The organism is Paraburkholderia sp. FW306-2-2C-D06C, from assembly GCF_058781505.1.
The window spans coordinates 1-23,387 of the sequence record NZ_JBYSWU010000066.1; the positions used below are offsets into that span (position 1 = coordinate 1).

The following is a 23,387-nucleotide window of genomic DNA, read 5'->3' on the forward strand; positions in this document are numbered from 1 at the left end:
TGGAAAACTCGACTTCTCACGCTTTAATGAGCATGCCCGATGAGCCCCGTTACCCACTCCGTTTTCAAAAGAGCCAGTATTCCTTCATAGCGATGGAGTCGCTCACCCTGACATGCACGACATGCCGGTGCTGGATCTCGTTTCTTCCGAATTTCCTCATCGAATAGAAGTAGTCGCCGAGAATACGCACAACTTCGGCATCGTCGATGCCACTTTCCTCGCGTAGCTCGCGTAGCGCGGCGGCTACCGGCATTTCTTCCTGGTCCATCGTGCCGGCGATCACCTGCCGCCCGGCTCCCGGGAACTTAGGTTGCGTGAAAGTGAGCAATCTATCTCGCCACGTAAGATAGACCAGTACCTTGTTCTTGATTTGCACGATAATTCTTCCAGCCGGAACCGCCCCCGTCCCGACGGGACAGGGGCTTCCTGCATTGATCAGTTATTCAGGTCGCTGCGCTGTGCTTCCACAGAAACGTTCTGGCCAGACACCGAAGCAAGAACCGGTGTCCAGCTCAGCGTCACCGCCGAGGTGTGCGCTGTGGTCTTGCCACTCGATTCACCCAGGTCCAGCGCCTCGAGACGTCGAACGAAATCTGCTGCGCAACCGTGTAACTACGATGGGTGTTCTCGCCCGATGCATCCCCAAACAAGACGACAATGCCGACCGGAAGATCCACGCCAGCCAGCATGAACAACACCGATTCGCACACGATTCTCGCGATACGTCCGCAATGGCTGTCATCGCTGCACCTGGAATCCGCGCCCAACACATATACGGCCGAACCAAAATCACCACCGGGCGGCTTCCAGCAAGAAGTGGCATCCGCGAACAACGGCAGGTTCGGCGCCACCGGCAGGTTGTGATTCGAGTTCGTCGTCGCGATGTACTTGTGCTTGTGCTTCGCACGGATGCCATGCTGCGCCATCAGCTTGCGAACACGCTCCTTGCCCACACGCACGCCGCGCGCAACTAGCTCCTTCCACATGCGCGGCCAGCCATATTCGCCCTTGACCTGCGCGTGAATCACCTTGATGTGTGCGAGCAGGGCATCGTTGCTGATACAGCCTCTGTGTCTGCGGGCCATTGCTTCGATAAATGGTGAAAGAGTTGCATGAGCCGTAGTCCGAGCAAAATACGCAACGTAGTGATGGAGTCAGGAACGTGGCGTTGTGCGCGCTGGACTGTCCAAGACAGGAAGTTCCAAGACAGGAAGTTAACACCGAGCGGGAAAAGTTAGCAGGCCCTATGGGTAATTTCGCAACAGCTTCTAAGGCCCGTCCGATAGGCACCAAACCCTGTTCTTCCTACAATGTCATCATTGGACAACCCGTGGATGATCCTTCACAAGCCGGGGTTCTTTTGCGCCTCGCTGCTCTTTGCCTCGATCGGGCGGCAGCCGCGCCGTCGTTGGCATAACGCCGACGGCAGGCTTAGATGGATGGTTCAGTGACAACTAAAAATGGACACCCAATCCGAGAGGCTAACGTACCGCTTTTCCACCGCGCATGCGCCACCCGGAGAACAATTCGACGCATGGTGCGCGGACACCGGCGCATTGTTCGACATCCACTCGCTTGCCGACGTACGCGTCCCCTACGATTCCAGTTTCGACTTTACGCTGCTTGATCAGGTGATGTTCGGTGGCCGTCACTGGACGTACCCGTCGCATGCAGTCGTTCACGCCATGAGCCGATCGACACGGCGGATTCGCACGGACGGCCTCGACGGCTACTACCTGCAGCTACAGATCAGCGAGACGTTTACCGGCTACGCAGGGCAGACCGCCGTCAACGTCGGCCCAGGCGGCCTGTGCATGCTTGATCTGGCATCGCCGTTTGAGCTGCAGGTGACGACCGGCGATACCATCTGCATGGTGATTCCGCGCGACCTGTTGCCAGCCAACGCTGCCTACCTGCACGGCCGCTCGCTGGAAGGTGGGATGGGCTGCCTTCTGGCCGACTATCTACACTCGCTGCGCCAGAATTTTTCCGGGCTGACGCCGGACGAGGTGCCCTACGCGATCCAGGCAACCAAGAGCATGTTGCAGGCCTGCCTTGCGCCGACGCCCGACACGGGGCGGCAAGCGTCCGTGGAACTGGACGCCCTCGTCGTCAACCGGATTGTCGATCACATCGACCGGCACCTGCTGTCGCCAGACCTGAGTCCGGACCGCATCTGCAAGGATATGGGAATCTCGCGTTCGAAGCTGTATCGCCTCTTCGAACCGACGGGCGGTGTGATGCGACTGATTCAGCGCAAGCGGCTGAGCCGTGCACGCCACGTTCTGGTCAATCCGGTTACGCCGCGTCGCATGCGGATCGCGGAAGTAGCCTGGCGGCACGGCTTCGTCAGCGAAAAGCACTTCAGCCGACGGTTCAAGGAGGAGTTCGGCTGCACCCCAAGCGAGATCGCGGCGCAAGGGATGCACGAAACACCGAGCCGGGCGACACCTGCCGGATCGCGCGCGGCGACCCGTTATTCAGACTTCGGTGAATGGATGCGCAAATTCGTCTCGCCATAGCGCGACGTGTTCGCCAGGACGACGGCGGCAAGTACCGTTGATTGCGTCAGTTCACCCGCAATTGACCGCCTCGACCGAGACCGCCTTTCACGTCCTGTGCCTTGTAGTTGCGCAACGCAACGACCATCTTGTTGTACGCGTCGATAAACGCGACCACGGTCGACTTGCCTTCCGGCGTCGTCGAGAAGCCGCCCAGACCGCCTCCCACGCCGCCGCCGAAGCCGGCCAACGCCGCGCCGTAGTTGGTCGCCGTCGAGCTGCCTTCCGACGCCGCGATCTGCACGGCAGAGCGCACATCGAATAGCGTGAGCGTCACCACCGACGCCTTCACCTGCAGGTGGGCCGCCGCCAGCGAAACCGCGCGATTGCCGATCAGGCCGCCAACCAGGCTCGCGACGCCGCTGACCGGAGAATCGTTGATGACGATCTGGGGCTCCATGTAGTAGTCGGCTGCAACGCGCTGGCCTTTCTGCTGCTTCGAGCCGGCACGGTATTCACCGGAGTTGCGTTGCAGGCTCGTAATCTGCGACAGGCGTCCGTTGGACTTCTGGTTGCCGATCGACGTGATCACGAAGCAGTTGGATTGCTGGACCGCGAGGCGCAGCAGCGGTTCGATGCTCGTCACCTTGGTTGCGCTGCCAAATGGCCCCCACCAGTCGGCGTTGCGGCCGTCGTCGACCGCGATCGTGCCGAGCGGCGACGTGCAGCGCTCCAGCGTCGAATCGGCACCTGCGCTCGCCGCGCCGGCTGCCGCACCCGTCACGCCAACGTTCTGCCCCCCTGGCGTGACCATGCCGCCACATGCGGAAAGAGAGGCGGCGATGGCGGCGGTCGCCGCGTACGTGATGGCGAGACGGCTAAAAAGGATGGTCTTCATGTCGTTACGTTATTGATTGAGTAGAGTCGATGTGCGGCTTGCGTGTCCACGCGAACCTCGATGAGTCGCCGGAACAAGATGGTCTCTCACCACGGCCGCGAACCTGCCGGTCCCCCGTCAGTACCAGAACCAGTTCGTCTGTCGCCAGACGCCGAGGTACGGATAGCCCGAATACCAGTAGCCGTAGTAGACGTCACGCCATTGCGTGCGCCACTTGTAATCATCTTCGTCGGATTGCTTCGCCGCTCGCGCTTGCTGGAGCAGTTGCATCGATTCCTGGTCGCCGCGACTTGCGGCAACCGACAGCCATTTCTCGGCTTCGCGCGGATCGGAGCCCATTTCTTCGAGCCCGAACAGGTAGAAGCCGCCCAGCGCCTTCTGCGCCTGCAAGTTGCCGTGCTCGGCGGCAACACGCATCCAGACGAGCGCCTGGTAGCTGTCCTGCTGCAGGCCGTCGCCGCGGAAGTAGCGCAGGCCGAGGTCGTAAGCAGCATTCGGCTCCGTCTCCGCGCTTTTCTTCAGCGCAGTGATGTGCGGGTCTTCCTTTTCTCTCGGACCGTCGTTCGATTCATCGGATACCTGATCTTTCTGACGATACGAGCAGCCACCGTCGTCGCAGATGCGCATCATGGCGCTCGTGGACGGATTCTGGGCGCAGGCGGCCACAAGCAGCAGGAGGCACACTGGAAGCAAACAATATTTCATGATGACCTTTTGACCGAGATGAACCGATGCTATTGCGCGTTGCATACATCATGCATGCCGGGAAACCGTCTCGCTCGACGACAGCGATTCGCTTCAAGTATCTGCTTGGCAAAACGAACGGACCAGAGGCAGTGCTGCGCACGGTTCGTGGTTGCATTTCATTTGAATTCCGATTCGACCACTCCACATGTTCTTCGCTGGAAAGCAGACGTCGCACGCGGCTCGTCAAACGCCTGGCCCACTGACGTTTCGTCCCTGAGAGCGGACCATCCGCACCATCCAGATAGAAAGGTGCGAATGCATCCGAAACGAATACGGCATGCGTGTTGTCGAACTCGTCCCTTCGAGGTCACGAATCGTACCTATGCCTGCCGATCAATGGGGTGCCTATACGTCTCTATTTGGTGCCTATTTGTCTCACGTAGGCGCCCCCCTTAAAACGGTCGGCCAACGTTCCGCATCGGTGACTGACGTGGTCACCTTCCGGGTGACAAGGTAACGACATCGATGTTTTACGTGGTCCTGATTCGCGGTATGCCGTTCACTGTTCAGGTCCGACTCATGACAGTCAGCCGATTTCCCGACCGTATTTCGCGCATACCGCTCGAACTGCTTCGAGAGCGCCGGTCGGCAAGAAATCGCGCGCCGGTTCACTCGCCGGTGCGACCCGCACGTCTTGTCTTTCCCGCCATTTCATTGCCCTTGAACTCCGCCAACATTTACGTTATAAATGCGAATGAGTCGCATTTATAATTGAAAGATAAAACAACAGGATGTTTCGACATGCACGAAACATCCCTTCGCGGGGAAGTCATGCAGCGTGGTGAATTGAACAGAATCAAAGGCCGATTCTGGACGTCGAAGGAATTTCGATCGTTGGCAGCAGTGGGGCTCTTTGGGGTTGGATGTCCTGTCGCGACATTCGGGCAGACTGGCGGCGCTAGCGCAACGGAGGCGGTTCAAGCCGACGCGGAGTCGAGCGCAGAGCAGGGCGCACAGCGGGGCGCACACCAACTCGCACCCGTTCGCGTAACCGCAAGCAAGGATCGCAGCGGCTATGCGCCCGCCACGGTCGAGACCGGGCCGTATCGCGGCCTCGATGCGCTCGATGTTCCCGCCACGGTGAATGTCGTGACGCGCGAAGTGATGGATGAACAGGGCGACACCGGACTCTACGACGCGCTGCGCAACGTGGCGGGCGTGACCCGGCAACAACTCAACGGCCTCGCGTACGATAACCTGGCAATCCGGGGTATCGCGCTCGACAATCGTTCGAGCTACTACCTGAACGGCGTCCTGCCGATCGACAACAACATCTGGATGCCGATGCAGGACAAGGAGCGCGTCGAAGTGCTCAAGGGCGCATCCGCGCTGTATTACGGTTTCGCTGTGCCGGCCGGCATCGTCAACATGGTCATGAAGCGCGCGGGCAGCGAGCCGGTGACGAGCGTCTCCCTGCTGGGCGATACCAACGGCTCGATCGGCGTGCATGCCGACATCGCGCGCCGTTTCGGACCTGACAATCAGTTCGGCATTCGCGTCAACGCGATGGACGAGCACGTGGAAACGCCGATCGACGGCGATCGTGGCTATCGCAAGTTCGCGAGCGTCGCGCTCGACTGGCAGGCGACTCGCAAACTGTCGTTCAAATATGACCTGGAGCATATCGAGCAACGTGTGGTCGAGCAGGCGGGCATTACGCCGCTCGCCGCGAAAAACGGCGTCATCAGCCTGCCTGCACTGCCCGATGCCACCCGCCTGCTCTCGCCGAACGACAAACCGACCACCGCCACCGCGACGAGCCAGATCCTGCGTGCCGACTATCTGTTCTCCGAAAACTGGAGCGCGAGCTTCACCGTCGGCCAGTCGATTACCCGTCGCGACCGCTGGCTGTGGGTCTTCCAGAAGTACAACGTCAACACGGGTGCGGGCACCCTGCAGGGCAGCAAGCAGAACGGCCAGATGTACGAGAACAAGAACGTGCGTTTCGAAGTGAACGGGCTCTTCAAGACAGGCTCGATCGGCCATGACGTGATCTTCGGTGCGGTCGACAACTGGCTTTTCCAGCCGAACTTCACGACCTATTACTACACGGCGAGCCAGAATCTCTACAACCCGGTCAGCATCACCTCGCTGACTGCCGCGGGCTCGAAGCAGTTCTATGCGCAGCACGTCAACAATCGCGGCGTGTACGTGTTCGATCGAATCGAACTGACGCCGAAATGGCAGTTCGTCGCCGGCTTGCGACGCTCGGAGTATCGAAGCACGCAAGCGGGTACGGCGACCTATGACGTGAGCAAGACCACGCCGTCGGCCAGCCTCGTCTTCAAGGTGACGCCGCAGACCAGCGTGTACGCGAGTTATATCGAAGGACTCGAGTCGAGCGGCGCTGCGCCGGCCACGGCATCGAACGCCTATCAGGTGCTGCCGGCCGCCGTCAGCCGTCAGGAGGAAATCGGCATCCGGCATCGCTTCGGTAACAACACCCTGGCGTCGGTGGCGCTGTTCAACCTGCGTCAGCCATCGGCCGGAACTAATGCCGACAACGTGTATGCGCTCAATGGCAACGCCCGTTATCGAGGGCTGGAGTTCTCGCTTCAGGGCGATTTGACCCGGGACATTGCCGTGGTCGCGACCGGCATGCTGCTCGATGCACGCGTTGTCGATTCGTCGGATACGTCGCTGATCGGCAAAACGCCGGAAAACACGCCGCATGTGACGGGCAGCCTGTTCGCTACCTATCGTGTTGCGCAGATCGCCGGATTGTCGTTCAACGGCGGGGTGTACTACGTCGGGCCGCGTCCGGTGAACGACGCCAATCAGGCGACCATTGGCGGCTACACGCTGATTTCGGCGGGCGCACGCTATTCGACGCGTCTCTTCGGCAAGCGGGCCACGTTCCAGGCCAATCTCGAGAACGCGGCCAACAGGCATTACTGGAGCGCGGCGGGTTCGAGTCAGCTTGCCGTCGGGCTGGAGCGCACGCTTGCGCTGACTTCGACGTTCGAATTCTGACCGGCTTCATCGCATCACTTCACAGGATCGCTTTCATGGCTGATTTGAGCTTTACGCATTGCCGTTCTGCCGTACGTGGTTTTGTCAAAGTGCGACTCCGCCGGCTCGTCTTGCTGGGCACGCTTGCCGGCACGTTGTGCGTGCCCGTTGCGCGCGCACAGCAACAGGAGGCCCAGGCAATCGCAGCGAAGCAGGTTCTGTATGTCACCCGTCTCCAGCATCGGGACAGGGTGATCGACGACAAGGTGCGGGCCTATCTCGAGAAGCGCGGGATGAGCGTGACGATGGTCGATGAGACCACGCCGTCGAGCGCGGCTCTCGGTAAAGATCTGGTGATCATTTCGTCGGTGGTCAGTGCGCGCAACATGGCGGGCACCACGTACAAGGACGTTACCGTGCCGTTGCTCACCTGGGAGGCGGATCTCTTCGATTCGCTGCGCTTTACCGGTGCGAAGAAAGGCGAGGACTTCGGCGAGGTCGAAAAGGAACATTACATCAATGTGGTGAACGCACCGAGTCCGCTTGCGGGCGGGTTGCCAGCGGGAAAGCGCTGGGTCTATCCGCGCGATGACGAAATGGGCTGGGGTAAACCGGCGCCGGGCGCGACCGTCATCGCGACGATTCCAGGCGAGCCGCAACACGCGGTGGTGTTTGCCTACGAAAAGGGCGCAACGATGGACTATGACTTCATCGCGCCGGCACGGCGAGTGGCGCTGTTTCTGGGTAACCGTACTTTCGAAAAGCTCAGTCCCGACGGCACGGCCCTGTTTGACGCTGCGATCAACTGGGCCATCGCGAGTGATGGAGCCGCTGCCGGACAACACCGGGCGGATAAAAATGCCGCGCTCGAGTAAGGTGGCGCATTGGCGCGTGAGCCAATCCGGCCGCTAGCCGACAGGCGACCGGATCGTGCCGAGCCTCTTTACCCATGACCCATGACCCAGGACGGCGGCGCGCAGTAGCTTCGCGTCAGTGTCGCAGTGGTGTTGCAGTTGCGTGTTAAACGCTCATGCCGAGATCGGCGAAACTGATCGTTTGCGCGTTGCACGCTTGCAGCAGCGCCGTGTCATAGCTCGAGAAAAAGACCGTGCGGTCTTCGGCCAGCGTTTTGAACCAGTCGATCAGCACAGCGCGCGCGGCGGCGTCGAGCCCGCCGGCCGGCTCATCCGCGATGATGACGGCGGGCCTGCCGAGCGCGGTCGCCGTCAGGAACATTTTCTTCCGGGTGCCGAACGACATCTGCTCGAAGCGTTTCTCGAGATGTGGCGCGAGCCCGAAGCGGTGCGCGAGGTCGAGCGTGCGGCTGTCGACTATCGTTTGTCTGGTCGACGCTACCTGGTCGAGAAACGCGCGGCCGGTTTGCAGCGGATACGCGATGCAGTCGTCGGGTATAGACGCGAGTGTCGATTTAGCCTCGAGCGGCGCTGTACGCAGCGAATGGCCGCCTAGCCACACCTCGCCTTCGTCGGCCTCGATTGTACCTGCGAGGATGCCGAGCAAGGTGGACTTGCCGCTGCCGGATTCATCGTTGAGCGCCACGCATCCTGCGCCGGTGCTGTAACGCAGTCCCTGAAAAATGATGTGGTCGCCGTAGCGTTTACAAAGATTCTCGAATCGAAGCATGAATTGCGGAGTTTGTCTGACGAAGATTGGCCGCGCGAGCGGCGCTCCAGATCATGCCAGACAGCGCGTGTTTCGGCGAGCGTCTCACATTGGCGGCGGCTTTACCGCGCCACAGACACGCGGTCATGGTCCTGATTTCGCCGCATCAACCCGCATCACGCACCCAGTTGCCTCCGTGCGCCGCGGCCTGCGCAGCGGGCGAGGCCGCAAGATAGGCGAGCGCCTGCTCGATGGAACCTTCGTGATGCGGCGTGTAGCGCGGATTGAAATGGCGCAGCGCCGCCGCGATCATATTCTAGAACGACGGCAGGCAACCGCGCTGTACGCCGGCGCGCCAGGATCGTGTCGATTTCGCGGTGTGCCGTTCGTCGTGATTACAGGGACGCGGTGCGGCGACGCTGGTCTGAACATCGCCGCTTTCCGTCCCCTATTTGATTGTCAACCCGAAAGGAGCGCGTTCATGACTTACGTCGATGGATTTGTCGTGCCGGTAGCCACGGTCGACCGTGAAAAATACAGAAAACAGGCTGAAATGGCCGCGGGCGTCTTCAAGGAGAACGGCGCGTTGCAGGTGGTCGAGTGCTGGGGAGATGACGTCCCGGAGGGCAAGCTGACGTCGTTTCCGATGGCGGTCAAACGCAAGGACGACGAAACGGTGGTGTTTTCCTGGGTTGTCTGGCCGTCGCGTCAGGTGCGGGATGAAGGCATGAAAAAGGTGATGGCGGATCCGCGACTGCAGCCGGAGGTGAATCCGATGCCTTTCGACGGCAAGCGGCTGATCTACGGTGGCTTCGAAGTCATCGTGGATGTGTGAGTCGAAATCTCAGCGCAGGCCGGGGTAGCGTGCAAGCGCCATTCTCTATTTAGAGCAGTCGATTACGTTCTCGAGAAATAGCGCCGACGCACCCCGGCACTTCCGAAAATCATCTGTCGTGCCATTCAGTGTTTATGGCGCATCCACCAGTCTTTGATCTGATGCGTGTCCAGCCAACGGGCAGCCGGCTGGTCCTTGTGTTCCCGCCTGTAGCGGGCCGCGACAAATACCACGACGCACAGCAGCACCGCGAGTCCCACTACAAAACTGATCATTGACTCAGTCATGGCAACCTCCTTTGAGGTCAGAACCATGCCTGTATTTTAGGTGACCGGAGAAATAGCGACAGCATTCGCCGATATCTGCGCCGGAGCCGCTGCGAGAGAGCGATAGTTGAGGTCCGCCGACCACGGAGATACACTCAAATCGAATCAAATTCTGGAGCGATGCCATGGCCGACGCTACTCCCCAAAGCACCTTTCGCGGTCTTCCCTTGACTCCGGAGCAAGACGCGGAAGTCAGACACTACATAAAAATGAAAAAGCGGCATGGCGCGCCGTGGGACACGCCGGAGTTGGCGGCCATGCTTCGGGACATGCTGGAACCTCCGAGCGACGACGACGGAGAATTCGACCCCACCGTCGATGAAGAGACGGCGGCGACGGAACGCGCGACTGCTTTCATCGACGATGATATGGACCCCATCGAGGCCGGCGAGGAGCTGAATGCCGCGAAGGAAGCCGAAAGCATGAAGGGCCCCAAGCGTTGAAACGCAGACGGTGCGGATATTGCAGATACGGCCTATCCTTATCGCTCCAGGACGGCAGGGAGCGCGACTCGCTGCAGCACGGTCATCGGACCGAGATTCCTGATGATTTGCATCTGCGCCGCGCCGCGCACGAAGAGCGATCCCGCGAACCCCAGCGCATTCACCGAAATTCCCTCGACGCATTCCGAAGACCTCGGCACGAGCAGCATCCATCGGGGGGCGACCAGCAGGTTATACGGCGCCGAGTGATGCAGCTCGCCAGTTGCTTCGATTGCTCGCAGACCGGCGGCTTCGAGCAACGCGTGGTAGCAATCCAAAGCCGCGTGTGCTGCATGCCGCGAGGCCGCAGGAGCGAGTTCCAGCTGGGCGAACGCGTGCCGAAAAGCCAGGCCTGGAATCGTGCCGATCGGACCTTCCATGCGCGCGGCCGCGAGCGCGGACTCGATGGGCAGCGGCGGACCAGATTCGCCGAGCGGCAACGGCACGATCTGCAGATGCTTGTGGGGCTGACTTGCGCCGGCGTCCGTGCCGCCGTTGTAGAAGCCCAGGCCGTCGAACTCGGCCATGCAGGCGATCAATGCGGCAAAGTCCGCGAGATCGAGCAGCGTTTCCTGCGACGTAAAGCTCCGGGTGACGATCAGGAGATGATGGTCGATGACGTTGAACTTGTTGAGCAAGGCGACGTGGGTGTCCGAAATATCGGCCACGAAGAGGTCCGGGTCATAAGGCAGGAACGGATTGACCGCGCGGCGCGCGCCGGCATCGGCTTCAGGCGCTTGCCGGGCTGCCTCCTTGCGAGCGAGGCTCGAGACCTGGCGGACAAGGAAACGTATGCCGCTTTCTTCGATCAGGGTCTGGGTGGTCCCGATCGGCCGCAGTGCACCACGACGCAGCGCATGCTCGGTCTGACGCAGAATGGCCGGCCACAGGGTGCCGGGCTGGAGAGGCAGATGTTCCATGGGTCAACCAGACCGGCGCGCATGCTGCAAGCGCGCATTTTGCCAACGTGCAACTCGCCAACGCGCGCATCGCAAACGCGCACGTCGCACACGCGCACGTCGCAAATGCGCGTGTCGCAAACGCGCATGTCGCCAAAAGAGAGCGACCGAAGCTACGCTTTGTAACCGATCGCACGCAACAGATTCTTGCGCCACTGAACGTCCTCTTCATTCTCCACGCCAAGCGGCGGATAGCCGTCGACCACGCCCAGGATAGCGCGTCCCAGGTCTGTCTCGGCAACCAGAATCTGTGTGGGATTCGATGTCGCGCAGAAGATCCGGCATACCTCCGGCACGGTCTTTATCGCATTCAGAACGTTGACCGGGTAAAAGCCATCGCCGAGAAAGATCATGAAGCAGTGGCCTGCCGCGATGGCCATCGCATTCTGGCACGCCAACTCGATCAGGTCGGCGTCCGTGCCGGACTGGCGCACGAGCCGCTTACCCGACGCTTCGCAAAAGGCCAAGCCGAACTTGATGCCCGGAACGGTGCCGACCATGACCTCGTGCAGATCCTCGACAGACTTGATGAAGTGGCTTTGTCCCAGGATGAAGTTCGTCGCTTCGGGTTTGACGATTGTTACCGTAAGCAGATGCATATCGGACCTCGCTCTGTAGTACCAGAAACACCGGAGGAGAGGCTGCTTTCGTCAGCGGATGTCAATTCGTCGGCTTGCGCCCGACGGCGACGGCCTTTCTTCGTTAATCAAGCGTAGTACAAACCGCCGTCAGCGGAAGCACCGGTCCGCTGATAGCGCGGCAATGTGACATCGCGTGTCCGTAGGCGGCGCGCGTTGCGGGCGTGCCGTTGCGGTCGTCGCCGCAGCCGCAGCCGCAGCCGCAGTCGGTCAGCGTCGGGCGAGATGAGGCGCATGGCGGCGCATTTCCTGCACTAGAATGGATTGTCACAGTACCGGACCGTGCCGACGACGCATAGATGGCCGGCACAGGTGGATTCATGTTGGAGGAACGCAATGCCGACGTACCAATATCGTTGCGAGAAGTGTGGCGAGTTGTTCGAGCACGCGGAACATCTCGCTGAACACGCGGATGCCCATCCGCGTTGCCCGAAGTGCGGAAGCGAGGCGTGTCAGCATGTCCCGACACCGTTTGTCGCCATGACCTCGAAAAAGAGCTGAGTTTTACCCGCTTCAGCGGCGCTGCTCTATTTTTCGCGCATGAAGTAGGCAGGCGAAGCACAGGCGTGAGCATGTGTTAACGACATAGTAAACTGGCGCATCAGAACGTGTCCCTTGTCCGGCATGGCTGGCCACGCCGCAAGTTCGAGGCTTCATGAACGCGCGGCCCCCGCTGCGCCGGCTTCAGTAAAAACCGCGTACGTTCGCCGTGCGCCGGCAGGGGAGGGCATGTCCCCTTTGCCGCGCCGGATATCGCAATGTGAACGCAACAGCACAAGGACCTCATGAGTCGTCTAGTCGTCGTTTCCAATCGCACTGCCGATCCTCGCAAGCCTGCCGCCGGCGGACTCGCTGTAGCGTTACGCGAAAGCCTGCAACAGACAGGCGGGCTCTGGTTCGGCTGGAGCGGCAAGATCCGGGAAGCAGCGGATGCCGCACAACCCGGTCAAGCTGACGTTCACATCCAGACGGCCGGCAACGTCACGCTTGCGACACTCGATCTGAGCCGGGAGGATCACGACACGTATTACCTGGGTTACGCCAACGATGTCTTGTGGCCGGTATTCCACTACCGGCTGGACCTGGCCAATTTCGACACGCGCTTCGCGGCGGGCTATCGCAGGGTCAACCAGTTATTCGCGCACAAGCTGCTGCCGCTGTTGAAGCCCGACGATCTCATCTGGGTTCACGATTATCAGTTGATCCCGCTCGCGGCCGAGTTGCGCGCCATGGGATGTATCAATCGCATCGGCTTCTTCCTGCATATTCCGATGCCGCCGCCGCTGATCATGGCGGCGATTCCGGAACACGAATGGCTGATGCGCTCGCTGTTTGCATACGATCTGGTGGGCTTCCAGAGCGAAGCCGACCTGACGCATTTTTCTCACTACGTCGAATCGGAAGCGCAGGCGCAACGGTTGAGTCCGGATCGCCTCCAGGCGTTCAATCGAACGCTGCGGGTCGGAGCGTATCCCATCGGCATCGACGTCGACGAGTTCATTCGTCTTGCCGATTCGAAGGAAGGGCGCGACATGTTCGTCCGGATGCGCGACGAATATTCGCGGCGGCGTTTGCTGGTGGGCGTCGACCGGTTGGATTACTCAAAGGGCCTGCCGCAGCGCATCCATGCATTCCGCGAGCTGCTGACCTACTACCCGGAAAACCGCGATAGCGCGACGCTGATCCAGATCGCTTCGCCTAGCCGCGAGGACGTCGGCGCTTACGACGATCTGCGGCGTCAGATGGATAGCCTGTGCGGCGCAATCAACGGCGACTTCGGTGAACTGGACTGGATGCCGCTGCGCTACATTCATCGCAACGTGGCCCGTAAGCGTCTGCCGGGCCTCTATCGCGCGAGCCGGGTCGCGCTCGTCACGCCGTTGCGCGACGGCATGAATCTGGTCGCGAAGGAATTCATCGCCGCACAAGATTCCGCCGACCCGGGCATGCTGGTGCTTTCGCGGTTTGCCGGCGCCGCGGAGCAATTGAAGGAAGCACTGCTGGTCAACCCCTACGACACGCAGGGTACGGCGCATGCCATTCAACGCGCGCTGACGATGTCGCTCGACGAGCGGATCAACCGGCATGAAGCGCTGCTGCGCCGGATCCGCAAGTTCGATGTGCACTGGTGGAGTTCGACGTTTCTGCAAGCGCTGGAAGATTGCGCCCCGAAAGAAGCGGCGGTTAAGGACATGAGCCGGACATCTGGCTGAACGCCGTGCACGCGCAAGGCGTCGTGCACGGGCGCTGCGGTCAACGTCGTTCAGGAAGAATGATTCGTTCGTCTACCTGACGGATATCGTTATGGCCGCAAAAGGCCATCGTGATGTCCAGTTCCTTGTGGATGATCTTCAGGCACTGCTCGACACCCGCCTCGCCCATTGCACCCAGGCCGTAAAGGAAGCTGCGGCCGATCAGCGTGCCCTTGGCGCCGAGCGCAATGGCTTTCAGCACGTCCTGTCCGCTGCGGATGCCGCCGTCCATCCACACTTCGATGCGCGAACCGACCTCGCGTGCGATCTCGGGGAGCACCGAGATCGAAGAGGGCGCTCCGTCGAGTTGACGGCCGCCATGGTTGGAGACGATCAGTGCGTCGGCGCCGCTGTCGGCGGCAAGGCGCGCATCTTCGACATCCATGATGCCTTTCAGAATGAGTTTGCCGCCCCATTGCTTCTTGACCCACTCGACGTCTGCCCAGCTCAGCGCCGGATCGAACTGCTCGGCGGTCCACGAGCTCAGGGACGACAGATCGCCCACTCCCTTCGCATGACCGACGATGTTGCCGAACGTACGCCGCCGGGTGCCGAGCATGCCGAGGCACCAGCGCGGCCGGGTCGCCAGATTGACGAGGTTCGCGGGAGTCAGTTTGGGCGGCGCCGACAGCCCGTTCTTGATGTCCTTGTGGCGTTGGCCGAGGATCTGCAGATCCAGCGTCAGCATCAGCGCGCTGCACCGTGCCGCGCGAGCCCGCTCGATCAGGCGCACGATGAAATCGCGGTCGCGCATCATATAAAGCTGGAACCAGAATGGCTGGGTGGTTCCGGCAGCCACGTCCTCGATCGAGCAGATGCTCATGGTCGACAAGGTGAACGGAACACCGAACTTCTCAGCCGCGCGCGCAGCGAGAATTTCTCCGTCGGCATGTTGCATGCCGGTCAAACCGGTCGGCGCGAGCGCCACGGGCATGGCGACCGCCTGACCCGCCATTTCCGTGCGCGTGCTGCGCCCGGCCATGTTGACCGCCACTCGCTGACGCAGCTTCAGGAGCTGGAAGTCGCTTTCATTCGCGCGGTAGGTGCTCTCGGTCCACGAGCCGCTGTCGGCGTAGTCGTAGAACATGCGCGGCACGCGCCGTTGAGCAAGCACGCGTAAATCTTCAATGCAGGTAATGGCAGGCACGGTTTCTCTCAGCGCGGGGAAGAACGACGAGTGTACGTGCTCGATACGCTTGCCGGGTATTCAGGGAATTCCTGGGAAAGTTCAAACCCGCGCCTTGGCCCCATGCCGCCATACAGGACAGTGCACCGCACCGTCAATCCGCATCGAGCGCTTCGCCTGTTCATCCAGACGCGAGCGCTCGAATTCGATCCTTTTCTCTTCCTTGCCAGCCTGTGCGGCGGCGTGATCAACGCGATCGCGGGCGGCGGCAGTTTCATCACGTTGCCTACAACATGACGAAGCCGTGCCGCATGCCGAGCATCACCGCTTCGGTGCGGTTGGTCGCGCCCAGCTTGCCGAAAAGAGAGGCTAGGTGGAATTTCACGGTGTTGTCCGAGATATCGAGCTGGCGCGCGATTTCCTTATTGCCGAGCCCTTCGGCAAGCATCGTGAGTACTTCGATTTCGCGCGACGTCAGGGTTTCGACCGGCGTGCCGGTCGCCGTCTGCCGCGGCGGCGTCCGGCCGGCCAGCCATCGCCCGAGGATCTCCGGCGAGAGTACGTAGAGGCCCGCGGCCACCGCTTCGATGGATGCGACGATTTCGCCAGGCATCGCGTCCCGCGGCAGGACAGCCGTCGCGTCGCCGGGCAACGCGTCGAGGATCCATTCGCTGTCGGCCTCGTCGGTCAACATGACGAGCGCCGATGGGGTGTGCCCGATCTCGAAGCCGGCTTTGGGCGCGTCGCTCGCCTCCGGTTCCCCGTCGATCACGATCACATCCGGGACCGAACCGGCAAGACAGTCGGCGAGCGTGCGGGCGTCGGCTGCGCTACCCGCGAATCTGAGCGCCGGACTCGCCTCGACAAGCGCTTGCAGGCTCGCGCGCACCTGCGGCGAATCAGCGATGATCGCAACCCGGACCGGGCTCCCCATCTGTGCCGCTTGTGCCGCTTGTGCCGTCTGTGCCATCTGTCCACCCGACATTTGAGCGCGTCCTGGGCTTCACCGCCACGAATCCCGTTGCGGGCGCTCACCCACGGTTAGCGAACATTCTGTGCGTTCCCCGCCCCGGATCAGCGCGATCTTCAGCGGCTGTCCAATGCTCGCGGCGCCGAGCACGGTGTGCACGTCGTCGATATCGCGGCAAGGCTTGCCGTCCAGTTCGATCAGCACATCGCCGAGGAGCACGCCCGCCTGCTCCGCGGGACCGCCCTGCGCGAGCGAATTGACCAGCAAACCATGCCTCGCGGACAGGTTCATTTTCTCGATCCACGCCTCCGACAGGTCCACCGGCTGCGTGCCGACACCGAGGTAGCCCCGGGAGACGCGCCCTTTAGCCAGCAGTTCCTCGGCGACGCGCTCTACGGTCATCGAGGGGATCACCATGCCGGCGCCACGCACGAGCCCCGATGTGCAAATACCCATGACCTGTCCGCTCGCATCCGCGAGGGCTGCGCCGGAGAAACCCGGGTGCAGGCCGCCGTCGAGCCGCACGAACGCATCGAGCTGGCCGCCTCGCCAGGTGCGCCAGGGGCCGCCTGCGTTGCCGATCACGCCAAAATCGGCACTGGCGCCGAATCCGTCGCCCCGCGCCACCGCGAGTACAAAATGGCCGGCCTTGAGCGAGCGGGCATCGCCGGATTCGACCGGGTCCAGATCTACGCCGTCCAGTTTCAGCACGGCAACGTCGGTGCCGGTATCCCGGCCCGCGAGGACGGTTGCGACAGTTCGGCCGTCGGGCAGCGTAACCTCGATCCCCTCCGTGCGTCTGAGCGTGTGTGCAGCCGTGACGACGACGCCATGCCGCCAGATTACCCCGCTTGATGCAACGCGATGCCGGCCGTGCACCGCGACGACGCCTTGTCCGACTCGTTCGACGATTCGCGCCAGATTGTCGGACAGATCCTGCAACGGATTGCCGCTGGATGTTGAGGTTTCCATGTGATTTCTCCTGCCTTCGCCTGTCATTTGCGACGCAATTCACGCGTGCCTCATCCCGCCTGTTGCGCGCAAATCCCGTGCGCGCGAATGGCGGCGAACGAACCCAGAATGACAGAACGACGATGGGAGTACACCACCCGAACGGGTAGGCGGCTGCGCCTATTCCGGTTCCGGCAGAGATCGCGGCGATCGGGAGCCGGGCGGCAACCATGGCTGCCAGGCGCGCATGAGGTCCGCCCATAGAGAGAACGGCGGTGCGATTGGAAACAGACTCGCGGCGACGAGCCATCGCGCCGCCGCGTCGAATGAGGGTGTCGCGGTGATGTGAATGGTGATGGCCTCGGCATGTTGCTCGGGGACCGTGCGCCGCGTGATCTCTACATCGACCGTCGGCAGGTGAGCAGTCAATTTCGTTTGATCCATGTTTAACCTCACGTTGACGCGTCAGCCAGCAAACACGGCATCCGTCGGCTTCCGCCCCCGGGCAGGACAGGCTGCATTGCGCCGTCCCGAACCGCGCGAACCGTCAATGCGACGAATTGATGACTCACGACACTACCGACGTCCGCTGCGGCCCCACACGTAGCGCACCCAACGCTGCCACCGGCTCTGTGGCGGAGCGGGCGACTTGCGCGCAGCCTGTGCTTCCCGGTCGCGCTCGACGCTTTTCTGCACCTGTTCGTGGATCTGGCGCAACGTCATGCCGCCTGGGCCTTTCAATTTATCGGGGTCGGGATCGTCCGTCATGGGATAGCGGATTGCTGACGAGGTGACTTGATCTTGATACACATGGGGAGTCATGGCAAGCCTGCGCGAGCCGACAACCGGACTGCTACCATGAAGAAGAACAGTCCGCTGGCCGTGAAGCATCCAGGTCCTGCCGGGGGACTGAGTAGCGCACCGCCCACGCGCGAGACGTTGCCGGAGCGCAACGTCGGCGCGGATATCCCGGACAGAGTGCACAGCGATAATCGGCGCCTTTTTCGGGCCGATCGGAGGTCCCCATGAAAGGCAGTCATCTGACGGTGTTCGCGGCCAACCAGAGTCGCCGGAAAAACCATATGCCGGTGGTCGACTGGATCGTGGACGAGGTGAAGAAGGCCGGCATTCTGGGGGCCACGGTCATTGAAGCGGCGGAAGCCATCGACGCACGCGGCAAGTATCACGCGGCCCGCTTCTTTGAACTGGTCGACCAGCCGGTGGCAGTCGCCGTCGCCGCGGACGACGCTCACATCGATGCGCTGCTCGAAAGCCTCAAGCGCGGGGGCGTTCCCCTCTTCTATACGCGCTGTCCCGTCGAGTACGAAATGCTTGGAGCAGAGGGAGCGCAATAGCGGACCTCAATGGCAAGTACAGTGCCCGTCCGCGCCAAAGCACTTGCGTCGATAGCACGTATTGCGCCGCACCATCGCGCTTCGCGATTCTCCATGAACTAGAATTTAAAAGGTGGTCGGCGATGACGGCGTTGCAAGACGCCCGAACGCGGAAGCGGCCATTGCGCGCGACAGAGGTGAGCAATGCAAGGCTATCAACTGACGTTCTATACCGAGCAGAACCGGAGGCACGGCCATCAGACCGTCTGCGAATGGCTGTTGCACCAGGTTCGCGAGTTGGGCATTCATGGCGCGACCGTCATCAACTGCGCCGAAGGCATCGGTCACGCGGGCGCGCACCACGCGGCACATATGCTCAAGCTTGCCGACCAACCGCAGCAGATCATTCTCGCGGTGACCGACGAGGAGGCCGAGCGGCTACTGGACCTTGTACGTGCGGAAAACGTGCACGTTTTCTACGTGCGTTTTCCGGTCGAGTTCGGTCAGATCGGCGATGACGTGCCGAGCCAGGCGTCCAGACATTTTTCCCTCTTCGGCAAGTCGGCGGGATAGGCGGAAGTGCCGGCCTTACACGCGCCGGCCGGTACGTCGCCTGGATTGCAGAAAGCAGTAAGCCACCAGAAACAGCCAGAAACAGCCGCTAAAACCGCTCCACCCTGAACGGATGAGCGTCAACGAACGTTGGTTCGCCGGTTATCATTTCAGCAATCAGCCGGCCGGTCACGGGTCCGAGCGTCAGTCCGTGATGGGCGTGCCCGAAAGCAAACCACAGATTCTTGTGATTTCCCGCCGGTCCGATTATCGGCATCATGTCGGGCGTGCAGGGGCGGCGGCCCATCCACGGTTCATCGTCGAGACGCTCGCCCAATGGAAACAGCTTGCGCGCGATCGGTTCGACAGCGGCGAGTTGCGTGGGTGTCCTGGGTGCATCGCGGCTGGCGATCTCTGCGCCCGTGGTCAACCGGATTCCTCGCGCCATGGGTGCGAGCAGGTAACCGTTTTCGACATCCAGCACGGGATGATTCAGGCGCGCCTCAGCGCGCGCGGCGTAGTGCATGTGATAGCCGCGTTTGACGGCCAGCGGCAGGCGATACCCGAGTCGCGCACTCGCGTGATCCGACCACGGCCCCAACGCGATCACCGCCGTCGACGCATTGATCGTCCCCTCGTTCGTATCGACCTCCCATTGAGGACGAAGCGAGTCGGCATCGCCGATAAAAAAGCGTCCGCCAAGCCGCTCGAAATAGTTCGCGTAGGCCGTGACGAGCGCATTGGGATCGCTGACGGAATCCGACTCGGGATAGAGCAATCCGCCCAGCAAAGCGGTGTCGAGATCGGGTTCGGCCTGCCGCAAGCGGGTTGCGTCGAGCGATTCGAACGCCACGCCATATTCCTGGCGCCATTGCTCCGCAAGCCTTGTTTCAGCGTCCTGTTTCCCGGCCGTGCGAAAGACCTTCATCCATCCGATGGGGCGCAACAACGCGCTGGCGCCCGCGTCGGCCGCCAGCGCCCGGTGTTCGCTCACACAATGCTCGATCAACGTCGAGTAAGAACGCGCAATAGCCGCATGCTTCTCCGGATGCGAATTGCGCCAGTATTGCCACAGGAATGGCGCGACCTTGAGCATGGCATCGGCGTGATAGCGAACGTCGAGCGATTCGTTGCGCGCATACCGGAGCAATGTGCCGAGGTCGCGCGGAAACGCGTAGGGATAAACGCCTTCGCGCTGGATCAGCCCGGCGTTGCCAAACGATGTTTCATTGCCCGGCAGCTTGCGGTCCACAAGCGCCACCTTGCGGCCGCGCTTCTGAAGATGAACGGCGACCGACACGCCCACAATGCCCGCGCCGAGTACGACAGTATCGAATTTCATTGTGCTCCCGGTCACGTTCCTAGACCGCTGAAATGCCGCTATGGCTGTCGTCGGTTTGAATGAAGAGAGGAGGCGCGGTAACGATCGAAGTCAGTGAAGGATTCGCGTGAGCGAGCTTCGACACATCCGGCCGTGGCCGGCGCAACATGGGAGAGGGCTCGAAGGCCTGTTCCAGCGCATGCGCGACGGCGAGTGTTTTCCGGTCGCCTTGAAACGGTCCGATGATCTGTAATCCGAATGGCATGCCGGCGCGATCGACGCCGCACGGCAATGAAATCGCCGGATGCGTGGTCAAGGTGACCACATAAGTCAGCGCGAGCCATCGATAGTAATTTTCCTGCTCGCGTCCGTCGATCCGCGCGGCGTAGAGTTGCTGCCACGGAAATGGCGAGACCGGCGTGGTCGGCGAAAGAATCACATCGTAGTGTTCAAATGCACGTTGGAATTTTTTGAAGATGCGCGTCTGCTCGACCTGCGCCCACGCGCTATCGGCAAGGCTCATGCTCGCGCCGAGTTCATAGTTGGAGCGTGTATTCGGTCCGAGCTGGCTCGGGTCGCGCGCGTAGGCATCGCGCAATCCCGCGACAAAGCTCTCGGCGCGAATGACGTCGAAGCAGCGGTGCACGTCGCCCAGATCGAAGCTCACTTCCTCGCAGGTATGGAACATCGGCGCGAGTGCCGCCATGCGCTCGCGAAAGACTTGCCTGATGTCCTGATCGACGTCGCAACAGTTGAAGTCTTCGGTCCAGCCAACCCGCAGCGTGCCCAGATCGACGGCGGCGGGCAACGCGAAACTCAACGGATCGAGCGGCCAGGTCAGCGGATCGCCCGCGGAAACACCGGCTGTCGCAGCAAGCTGCAAGCAGGCCTCGGCGACGGTGCGGCCCATCGGGCCCACGACCGAGATCGGCGTCCATCCCAGCAAGCGGCGTGAATTCGGCACCAGTCCAGGCGATGGCCGGAACCCGACCACGCCGCACTTCGATGCGGGTATCCGCAGCGAGCCGCCTGTGTCGGAGCCGGTGCAGACCGGCAGCATATCGCACGCCAGCGCCGCCGCTGAACCACCCGACGAACCGCCCGCGTTCAGATCCGGATTGAACGGATTGCCGGTCGCGCCCCACACCGGATTGCGCGTGTTCGCACCGGCACCCAGTTCGGGAACATTGGTCTTGGCGGTCAGGATCGCGCCCGCTGCACGCAGGCGCTCGACCAGCACGACGTCGCGCGTGGGCACGTTGCCTCGCGACATCGGCGAGCCGTAAGTGGTGAGCAGGCCGGCAGTATCCTCGAGGTCCTTCACGCCGAGCGGCAAGCCGTGCAACAAGCCGAGCGGCGCACCGTCGAGGACCTGCTTTTCCGCTTCCCGGGCGGCTTTCCTGGCCGCCGGGTAAGCCGTTGCCGTCACGGCGTTCACGGCGGGATTGAGCGCCTCGATCCGTTCGATGCACGCATCCAGCAGCTCGACCGGCGAGATCTCTTTGGCTCCGATCATCCGCCGCAATTCCACGGCGCTCAGGCCGACCAGCTCGTCGTTATGACTCATTGCATCATCTCCGTATCAGGCGAGCGCTTCGCCGGTGCGGTCCTTGAGCCAGATCACCGGGACGAGCGACACAAGGCAGGCGGCGACGACGTACCACGCCGGGGCCAGCGGATTGCCCGTCTGCGCGACCAGCCAGCTTGCGATAAACGGCGAGAAGCCGCCGAAAAAGGATGCGCTGACTACATAAGTCAGCGCGATCCCTGTCGCGCGAACGTGCTTGGGGAACAGCTCGGGGATCATGACGAGCACCGGTACGATCTGCCCCGCCACGAGCACTGCGAGTATGCCGGAAACGACGCATAGCGACATGGCCGACGGATACGCGCCGACGAACGCGAACGCGGGATAGACGAGCAGCAGCATCGCTATCCGCGACGCGACCAGCACGCGCTTGCGGCTGAGCCAGTCGGCAAGGATGCCCGCGAACGGCGCCGCGACGAACAACGCGAGCGAGCTGACGATACCCGAGGTCACGGCCGTCGTCGGCGATAGATGCAGCGCGCGGACTGCATGGCTCGGCAGGAAGAACGCGACGATGTACACCGAAACGGAGCCGCCCAGCTCGGCGAAAGTGCCGAGAATCGTGAGCTTGAAGTGAGTGGTCAGCGCGGCTTTCAGCGCGCCTTGTGGCCGCGCTGCATCGGTGGAATGAGCGACAAGCGTTTCCTCCAGCCGCTTGCGGATCAGCATGCCGGCCGGCGCTGCGACAATGCCGAGCAGGAATGGAATGCGCCAGCCCCATTCGAGCACGGCCTGTTTGGGCAGCAGCACGTTGACGAGAGTCGCGACGGCCGCGCCGAGTGCGAGACCCGCGGCCGTGGCCGCGAAGTTCCAGCTGGCGAAAAAGGCGCGGGTGTGGTTCGACGCGTATTCGATCAATAGCGTCGTGCCCGGACCGAACTCGCCGCCCGCCGCGAATCCCTGGATCAGCCGCGCGGTCAGGACGATGAACGGCGCCGCAAGGCCGGCGACGGCATAGGTCGGCGCGCAGGCGATCATCGCGCAACTGAGCGCCATCAGCATGATGGTGAGCACCATCGCCTTCTTGCGTCCGGCGCGGTCCGCATAGGCGCCGATTACGATGCCGCCGATCGGTCTCACGACAAACCCCACGCCAAATACGCCGATGGACAGCAGGAACTGATTGACTGGCGACGCGCCCGGAAAGAACAGCTGTCCGATCTGAATCGCAAAGAAGCTGTAGATAGTGAAGTCGTAGAATTCGAGGGCCGTGCCGATGGTCGTGGCGGCGATAACGTGTTTCTTCGTCAGGCCAGACTTGCTGAGTACGAGCGTAGACACAATATGCCCTCGTCGAAAAGGGTGGAATCGGTGTGAGTTATCATATACGAG

Annotated in this window: 26 protein-coding genes and 2 pseudogenes; 10 read left to right on the forward strand and 18 right to left on the reverse strand. The window is 61.9% G+C overall.

Translation table 11 applies throughout. The annotated features are described in order from the left end of the window. Positions 1–64: 64 nt before the first annotated feature. Together AC3WLT_RS32870 and AC3WLT_RS32875 are read right to left on the reverse strand one after the other, a co-directional pair. The gene (locus AC3WLT_RS32870) at positions 65–376 is read right to left on the reverse strand and encodes an NUDIX domain-containing protein (RefSeq protein WP_492595784.1); all 312 of its coding nucleotides are present in this window, start codon (positions 374–376) and stop codon (positions 65–67) included. Positions 377–836: 460 nt separating this feature from the next. Then, positions 837–1,079: pseudogene (locus tag AC3WLT_RS32875) on the reverse strand (IS3 family transposase); the annotation flags it as partial. 477 nt (positions 1,080–1,556) lie between these two features. Here AC3WLT_RS32875 and AC3WLT_RS32880 point away from each other — a divergent pair. Next, positions 1,557–2,522 (forward strand): helix-turn-helix domain-containing protein, encoded by a 966-nt coding sequence (locus tag AC3WLT_RS32880; protein WP_492595785.1) that lies wholly within the window; start codon positions 1,557–1,559, stop codon positions 2,520–2,522. 46 nt (positions 2,523–2,568) lie between these two features. Here the strand turns inward: AC3WLT_RS32880 and AC3WLT_RS32885 are convergent, their stop codons facing one another. Together AC3WLT_RS32885 and AC3WLT_RS32890 are read right to left on the reverse strand one after the other, a co-directional pair. After that, a complete protein-coding gene (locus AC3WLT_RS32885; RefSeq protein WP_492595786.1) occupies positions 2,569–3,399 on the reverse strand; it encodes a hypothetical protein in 831 nt (276 codons plus the stop codon). A gap of 117 nt (positions 3,400–3,516) precedes the next feature. Further along, complete coding sequence (locus AC3WLT_RS32890; RefSeq protein ID WP_492595787.1) at positions 3,517–4,104, reverse strand: tetratricopeptide repeat protein; 588 nt, start codon at positions 4,102–4,104, stop codon at positions 3,517–3,519. A gap of 783 nt (positions 4,105–4,887) precedes the next feature. Here AC3WLT_RS32890 and AC3WLT_RS32895 point away from each other — a divergent pair. Both AC3WLT_RS32895 and AC3WLT_RS32900 read left to right on the forward strand, forming a co-directional pair. Then, entirely contained in the window at positions 4,888–7,119 is a 2,232-nt protein-coding gene (locus tag AC3WLT_RS32895) for a TonB-dependent siderophore receptor (protein ID WP_492595788.1), read from the forward strand. A gap of 35 nt (positions 7,120–7,154) precedes the next feature. Continuing rightward, positions 7,155–7,973, forward strand: coding sequence for a hypothetical protein (locus AC3WLT_RS32900; RefSeq protein WP_492595789.1), 819 nt, complete (start codon positions 7,155–7,157; stop codon positions 7,971–7,973). Positions 7,974–8,118: 145 nt separating this feature from the next. Here AC3WLT_RS32900 and AC3WLT_RS32905 read toward each other — a convergent pair whose 3' ends face one another. Together AC3WLT_RS32905 and AC3WLT_RS32910 are read right to left on the reverse strand one after the other, a co-directional pair. Then, positions 8,119–8,742: an ABC transporter ATP-binding protein gene (locus AC3WLT_RS32905; protein WP_492595790.1), complete on the reverse strand. Its 624-nt coding sequence runs from the start codon at positions 8,740–8,742 to the stop codon at positions 8,119–8,121. A 145-nt stretch (positions 8,743–8,887) separates the two neighbouring features. Further along, positions 8,888–9,070 (reverse strand): annotated as a pseudogene (locus AC3WLT_RS32910) (metal-dependent hydrolase); the annotation flags it as partial. A gap of 132 nt (positions 9,071–9,202) precedes the next feature. On the opposite strand from AC3WLT_RS32910, the gene AC3WLT_RS32915 reads away from it, so the two are divergent. Continuing rightward, positions 9,203–9,556 carry a DUF1428 domain-containing protein gene (locus AC3WLT_RS32915; RefSeq protein ID WP_492595831.1) on the forward strand — a complete coding sequence of 118 codons (354 nt, stop codon included), beginning with the start codon at positions 9,203–9,205 and terminating at the stop codon, positions 9,554–9,556. 125 nt (positions 9,557–9,681) lie between these two features. Here AC3WLT_RS32915 and AC3WLT_RS32920 read toward each other — a convergent pair whose 3' ends face one another. Next, the gene (locus AC3WLT_RS32920; RefSeq protein ID WP_492595791.1) at positions 9,682–9,843 is read right to left on the reverse strand and encodes a hypothetical protein; all 162 of its coding nucleotides are present in this window, start codon (positions 9,841–9,843) and stop codon (positions 9,682–9,684) included. A gap of 164 nt (positions 9,844–10,007) precedes the next feature. Here AC3WLT_RS32920 and AC3WLT_RS32925 point away from each other — a divergent pair, with 164 nt between their 5' ends. After that, positions 10,008–10,325, forward strand: a complete 318-nt coding sequence (locus tag AC3WLT_RS32925) for a hypothetical protein (RefSeq protein ID WP_492595792.1) — start codon at positions 10,008–10,010, stop codon at positions 10,323–10,325. Positions 10,326–10,363: 38 nt separating this feature from the next. Here the strand turns inward: AC3WLT_RS32925 and AC3WLT_RS32930 are convergent, their stop codons facing one another. From AC3WLT_RS32930 to AC3WLT_RS32940, 3 genes are read right to left on the reverse strand one after another with little or no spacing between them, the layout of a single operon-like run. After that, a complete protein-coding gene (locus tag AC3WLT_RS32930; RefSeq protein WP_492595793.1) occupies positions 10,364–11,284 on the reverse strand; it encodes an ATP adenylyltransferase family protein in 921 nt (306 codons plus the stop codon). Between the two features lie 3 nt (positions 11,285–11,287). Next, positions 11,288–11,479 carry a pentapeptide repeat-containing protein gene (locus AC3WLT_RS32935; protein ID WP_492595794.1) on the reverse strand — a complete coding sequence of 64 codons (192 nt, stop codon included), beginning with the start codon at positions 11,477–11,479 and terminating at the stop codon, positions 11,288–11,290. Beyond that, complete coding sequence (locus AC3WLT_RS32940) at positions 11,437–11,922, reverse strand: adenosine-specific kinase (protein WP_492595795.1); 486 nt, start codon at positions 11,920–11,922, stop codon at positions 11,437–11,439. Before AC3WLT_RS32940 ends, AC3WLT_RS32935 begins: the two co-directional genes overlap by 43 nt. 375 nt (positions 11,923–12,297) lie before the next feature. Between AC3WLT_RS32940 and AC3WLT_RS32945 the strand changes: the two genes are divergently transcribed. Then, a complete protein-coding gene (locus tag AC3WLT_RS32945) occupies positions 12,298–12,462 on the forward strand; it encodes an FmdB family zinc ribbon protein (RefSeq protein WP_492595796.1) in 165 nt (54 codons plus the stop codon). 284 nt (positions 12,463–12,746) lie between these two features. Beyond that, on the forward strand, positions 12,747–14,174 hold the full coding sequence (gene otsA / locus AC3WLT_RS32950) for an alpha,alpha-trehalose-phosphate synthase (UDP-forming) (RefSeq protein WP_492595797.1): 1,428 nt from the start codon (positions 12,747–12,749) through the stop codon (positions 14,172–14,174). A gap of 40 nt (positions 14,175–14,214) precedes the next feature. Here otsA and AC3WLT_RS32955 read toward each other — a convergent pair whose 3' ends face one another. Next, positions 14,215–15,360 (reverse strand): alpha-hydroxy acid oxidase, encoded by a 1,146-nt coding sequence (locus AC3WLT_RS32955; protein WP_492595798.1) that lies wholly within the window; start codon positions 15,358–15,360, stop codon positions 14,215–14,217. Between the two features lie 36 nt (positions 15,361–15,396). Between AC3WLT_RS32955 and AC3WLT_RS32960 the strand changes: the two genes are divergently transcribed. Further along, complete coding sequence (locus AC3WLT_RS32960) at positions 15,397–15,636, forward strand: hypothetical protein (RefSeq protein ID WP_492595799.1); 240 nt, start codon at positions 15,397–15,399, stop codon at positions 15,634–15,636. Here the strand turns inward: AC3WLT_RS32960 and AC3WLT_RS32965 are convergent. The 4 genes from AC3WLT_RS32965 to AC3WLT_RS32980 all read right to left on the reverse strand — a co-directional run bounded on the left by AC3WLT_RS32965 (position 15,626) and on the right by AC3WLT_RS32980 (position 18,082). Next, positions 15,626–16,324 carry a response regulator transcription factor gene (locus AC3WLT_RS32965; RefSeq protein WP_492595800.1) on the reverse strand — a complete coding sequence of 233 codons (699 nt, stop codon included), beginning with the start codon at positions 16,322–16,324 and terminating at the stop codon, positions 15,626–15,628. The genes AC3WLT_RS32960 and AC3WLT_RS32965 overlap by 11 nt on opposite strands. Before the next feature lie 18 nt (positions 16,325–16,342). After that, a complete protein-coding gene (locus AC3WLT_RS32970) occupies positions 16,343–17,281 on the reverse strand; it encodes a S1C family serine protease (RefSeq protein WP_492595801.1) in 939 nt (312 codons plus the stop codon). 159 nt (positions 17,282–17,440) lie between these two features. Continuing rightward, a complete protein-coding gene (locus tag AC3WLT_RS32975) occupies positions 17,441–17,704 on the reverse strand; it encodes a hypothetical protein (protein ID WP_492595802.1) in 264 nt (87 codons plus the stop codon). Between the two features lie 132 nt (positions 17,705–17,836). Continuing rightward, positions 17,837–18,082 carry a hypothetical protein gene (locus tag AC3WLT_RS32980; RefSeq protein WP_492595803.1) on the reverse strand — a complete coding sequence of 82 codons (246 nt, stop codon included), beginning with the start codon at positions 18,080–18,082 and terminating at the stop codon, positions 17,837–17,839. Between the two features lie 203 nt (positions 18,083–18,285). Between AC3WLT_RS32980 and AC3WLT_RS32985 the strand changes: the two genes are divergently transcribed. Continuing rightward, positions 18,286–18,615, forward strand: coding sequence for a DUF190 domain-containing protein (locus tag AC3WLT_RS32985; RefSeq protein WP_492595804.1), 330 nt, complete (start codon positions 18,286–18,288; stop codon positions 18,613–18,615). Between the two features lie 183 nt (positions 18,616–18,798). Next, positions 18,799–19,167, forward strand: a complete 369-nt coding sequence (locus AC3WLT_RS32990; protein ID WP_492595805.1) for a DUF190 domain-containing protein — start codon at positions 18,799–18,801, stop codon at positions 19,165–19,167. Positions 19,168–19,255: 88 nt separating this feature from the next. Here AC3WLT_RS32990 and AC3WLT_RS32995 read toward each other — a convergent pair whose 3' ends face one another. From AC3WLT_RS32995 to AC3WLT_RS33005, 3 genes are read right to left on the reverse strand one after another with little or no spacing between them, the layout of a single operon-like run. Continuing rightward, a complete protein-coding gene (locus AC3WLT_RS32995; RefSeq protein ID WP_492595806.1) occupies positions 19,256–20,488 on the reverse strand; it encodes an NAD(P)/FAD-dependent oxidoreductase in 1,233 nt (410 codons plus the stop codon). Positions 20,489–20,507: 19 nt separating this feature from the next. After that, complete coding sequence (locus AC3WLT_RS33000) at positions 20,508–22,034, reverse strand: amidase (protein WP_492595807.1); 1,527 nt, start codon at positions 22,032–22,034, stop codon at positions 20,508–20,510. A 15-nt stretch (positions 22,035–22,049) separates the two neighbouring features. Next, positions 22,050–23,336 carry an MFS transporter gene (locus AC3WLT_RS33005; protein ID WP_492595808.1) on the reverse strand — a complete coding sequence of 429 codons (1,287 nt, stop codon included), beginning with the start codon at positions 23,334–23,336 and terminating at the stop codon, positions 22,050–22,052. Positions 23,337–23,387: the final 51 nt, after the last annotated feature.

Bases quoted from the DNA above. Each gene is read 5' to 3' on its own strand.
- AC3WLT_RS32895 (WP_492595788.1), top strand. From the start codon at position 4,888: ATGCACGAAACATCCCTTCGCGGGGAAGTCATGCAGCGTGGTGAATTG.
- AC3WLT_RS32985 (WP_492595804.1), top strand. From the start codon at position 18,286: ATGAAAGGCAGTCATCTGACGGTGTTCGCGGCCAACCAGAGTCGCCGG.
- AC3WLT_RS32915 (WP_492595831.1), top strand. From the start codon at position 9,203: ATGACTTACGTCGATGGATTTGTCGTGCCGGTAGCCACGGTCGACCGT.
- AC3WLT_RS32905 (WP_492595790.1), bottom strand. From the start codon at position 8,742: ATGCTTCGATTCGAGAATCTTTGTAAACGCTACGGCGACCACATCATT.
- AC3WLT_RS32890 (WP_492595787.1), bottom strand. From the start codon at position 4,104: ATGAAATATTGTTTGCTTCCAGTGTGCCTCCTGCTGCTTGTGGCCGCC.
- AC3WLT_RS32995 (WP_492595806.1), bottom strand. From the start codon at position 20,488: ATGAAATTCGATACTGTCGTACTCGGCGCGGGCATTGTGGGCGTGTCG.
- AC3WLT_RS32900 (WP_492595789.1), top strand. From the start codon at position 7,155: ATGGCTGATTTGAGCTTTACGCATTGCCGTTCTGCCGTACGTGGTTTT.
- AC3WLT_RS32965 (WP_492595800.1), bottom strand. From the start codon at position 16,324: ATGTCGGGTGGACAGATGGCACAGACGGCACAAGCGGCACAAGCGGCA.
- AC3WLT_RS32885 (WP_492595786.1), bottom strand. From the start codon at position 3,399: ATGAAGACCATCCTTTTTAGCCGTCTCGCCATCACGTACGCGGCGACC.
- AC3WLT_RS32930 (WP_492595793.1), bottom strand. From the start codon at position 11,284: ATGGAACATCTGCCTCTCCAGCCCGGCACCCTGTGGCCGGCCATTCTG.
- AC3WLT_RS32970 (WP_492595801.1), bottom strand. From the start codon at position 17,281: ATGGAAACCTCAACATCCAGCGGCAATCCGTTGCAGGATCTGTCCGAC.
- AC3WLT_RS32980 (WP_492595803.1), bottom strand. From the start codon at position 18,082: ATGACTCCCCATGTGTATCAAGATCAAGTCACCTCGTCAGCAATCCGC.
- AC3WLT_RS32945 (WP_492595796.1), top strand. From the start codon at position 12,298: ATGCCGACGTACCAATATCGTTGCGAGAAGTGTGGCGAGTTGTTCGAG.
- AC3WLT_RS32940 (WP_492595795.1), bottom strand. From the start codon at position 11,922: ATGCATCTGCTTACGGTAACAATCGTCAAACCCGAAGCGACGAACTTC.
- otsA (WP_492595797.1), top strand. From the start codon at position 12,747: ATGAGTCGTCTAGTCGTCGTTTCCAATCGCACTGCCGATCCTCGCAAG.
- AC3WLT_RS32990 (WP_492595805.1), top strand. From the start codon at position 18,799: ATGCAAGGCTATCAACTGACGTTCTATACCGAGCAGAACCGGAGGCAC.
- AC3WLT_RS32925 (WP_492595792.1), top strand. From the start codon at position 10,008: ATGGCCGACGCTACTCCCCAAAGCACCTTTCGCGGTCTTCCCTTGACT.
- AC3WLT_RS32975 (WP_492595802.1), bottom strand. From the start codon at position 17,704: ATGGATCAAACGAAATTGACTGCTCACCTGCCGACGGTCGATGTAGAG.
- AC3WLT_RS32920 (WP_492595791.1), bottom strand. From the start codon at position 9,843: ATGACTGAGTCAATGATCAGTTTTGTAGTGGGACTCGCGGTGCTGCTG.
- AC3WLT_RS33000 (WP_492595807.1), bottom strand. From the start codon at position 22,034: ATGAGTCATAACGACGAGCTGGTCGGCCTGAGCGCCGTGGAATTGCGG.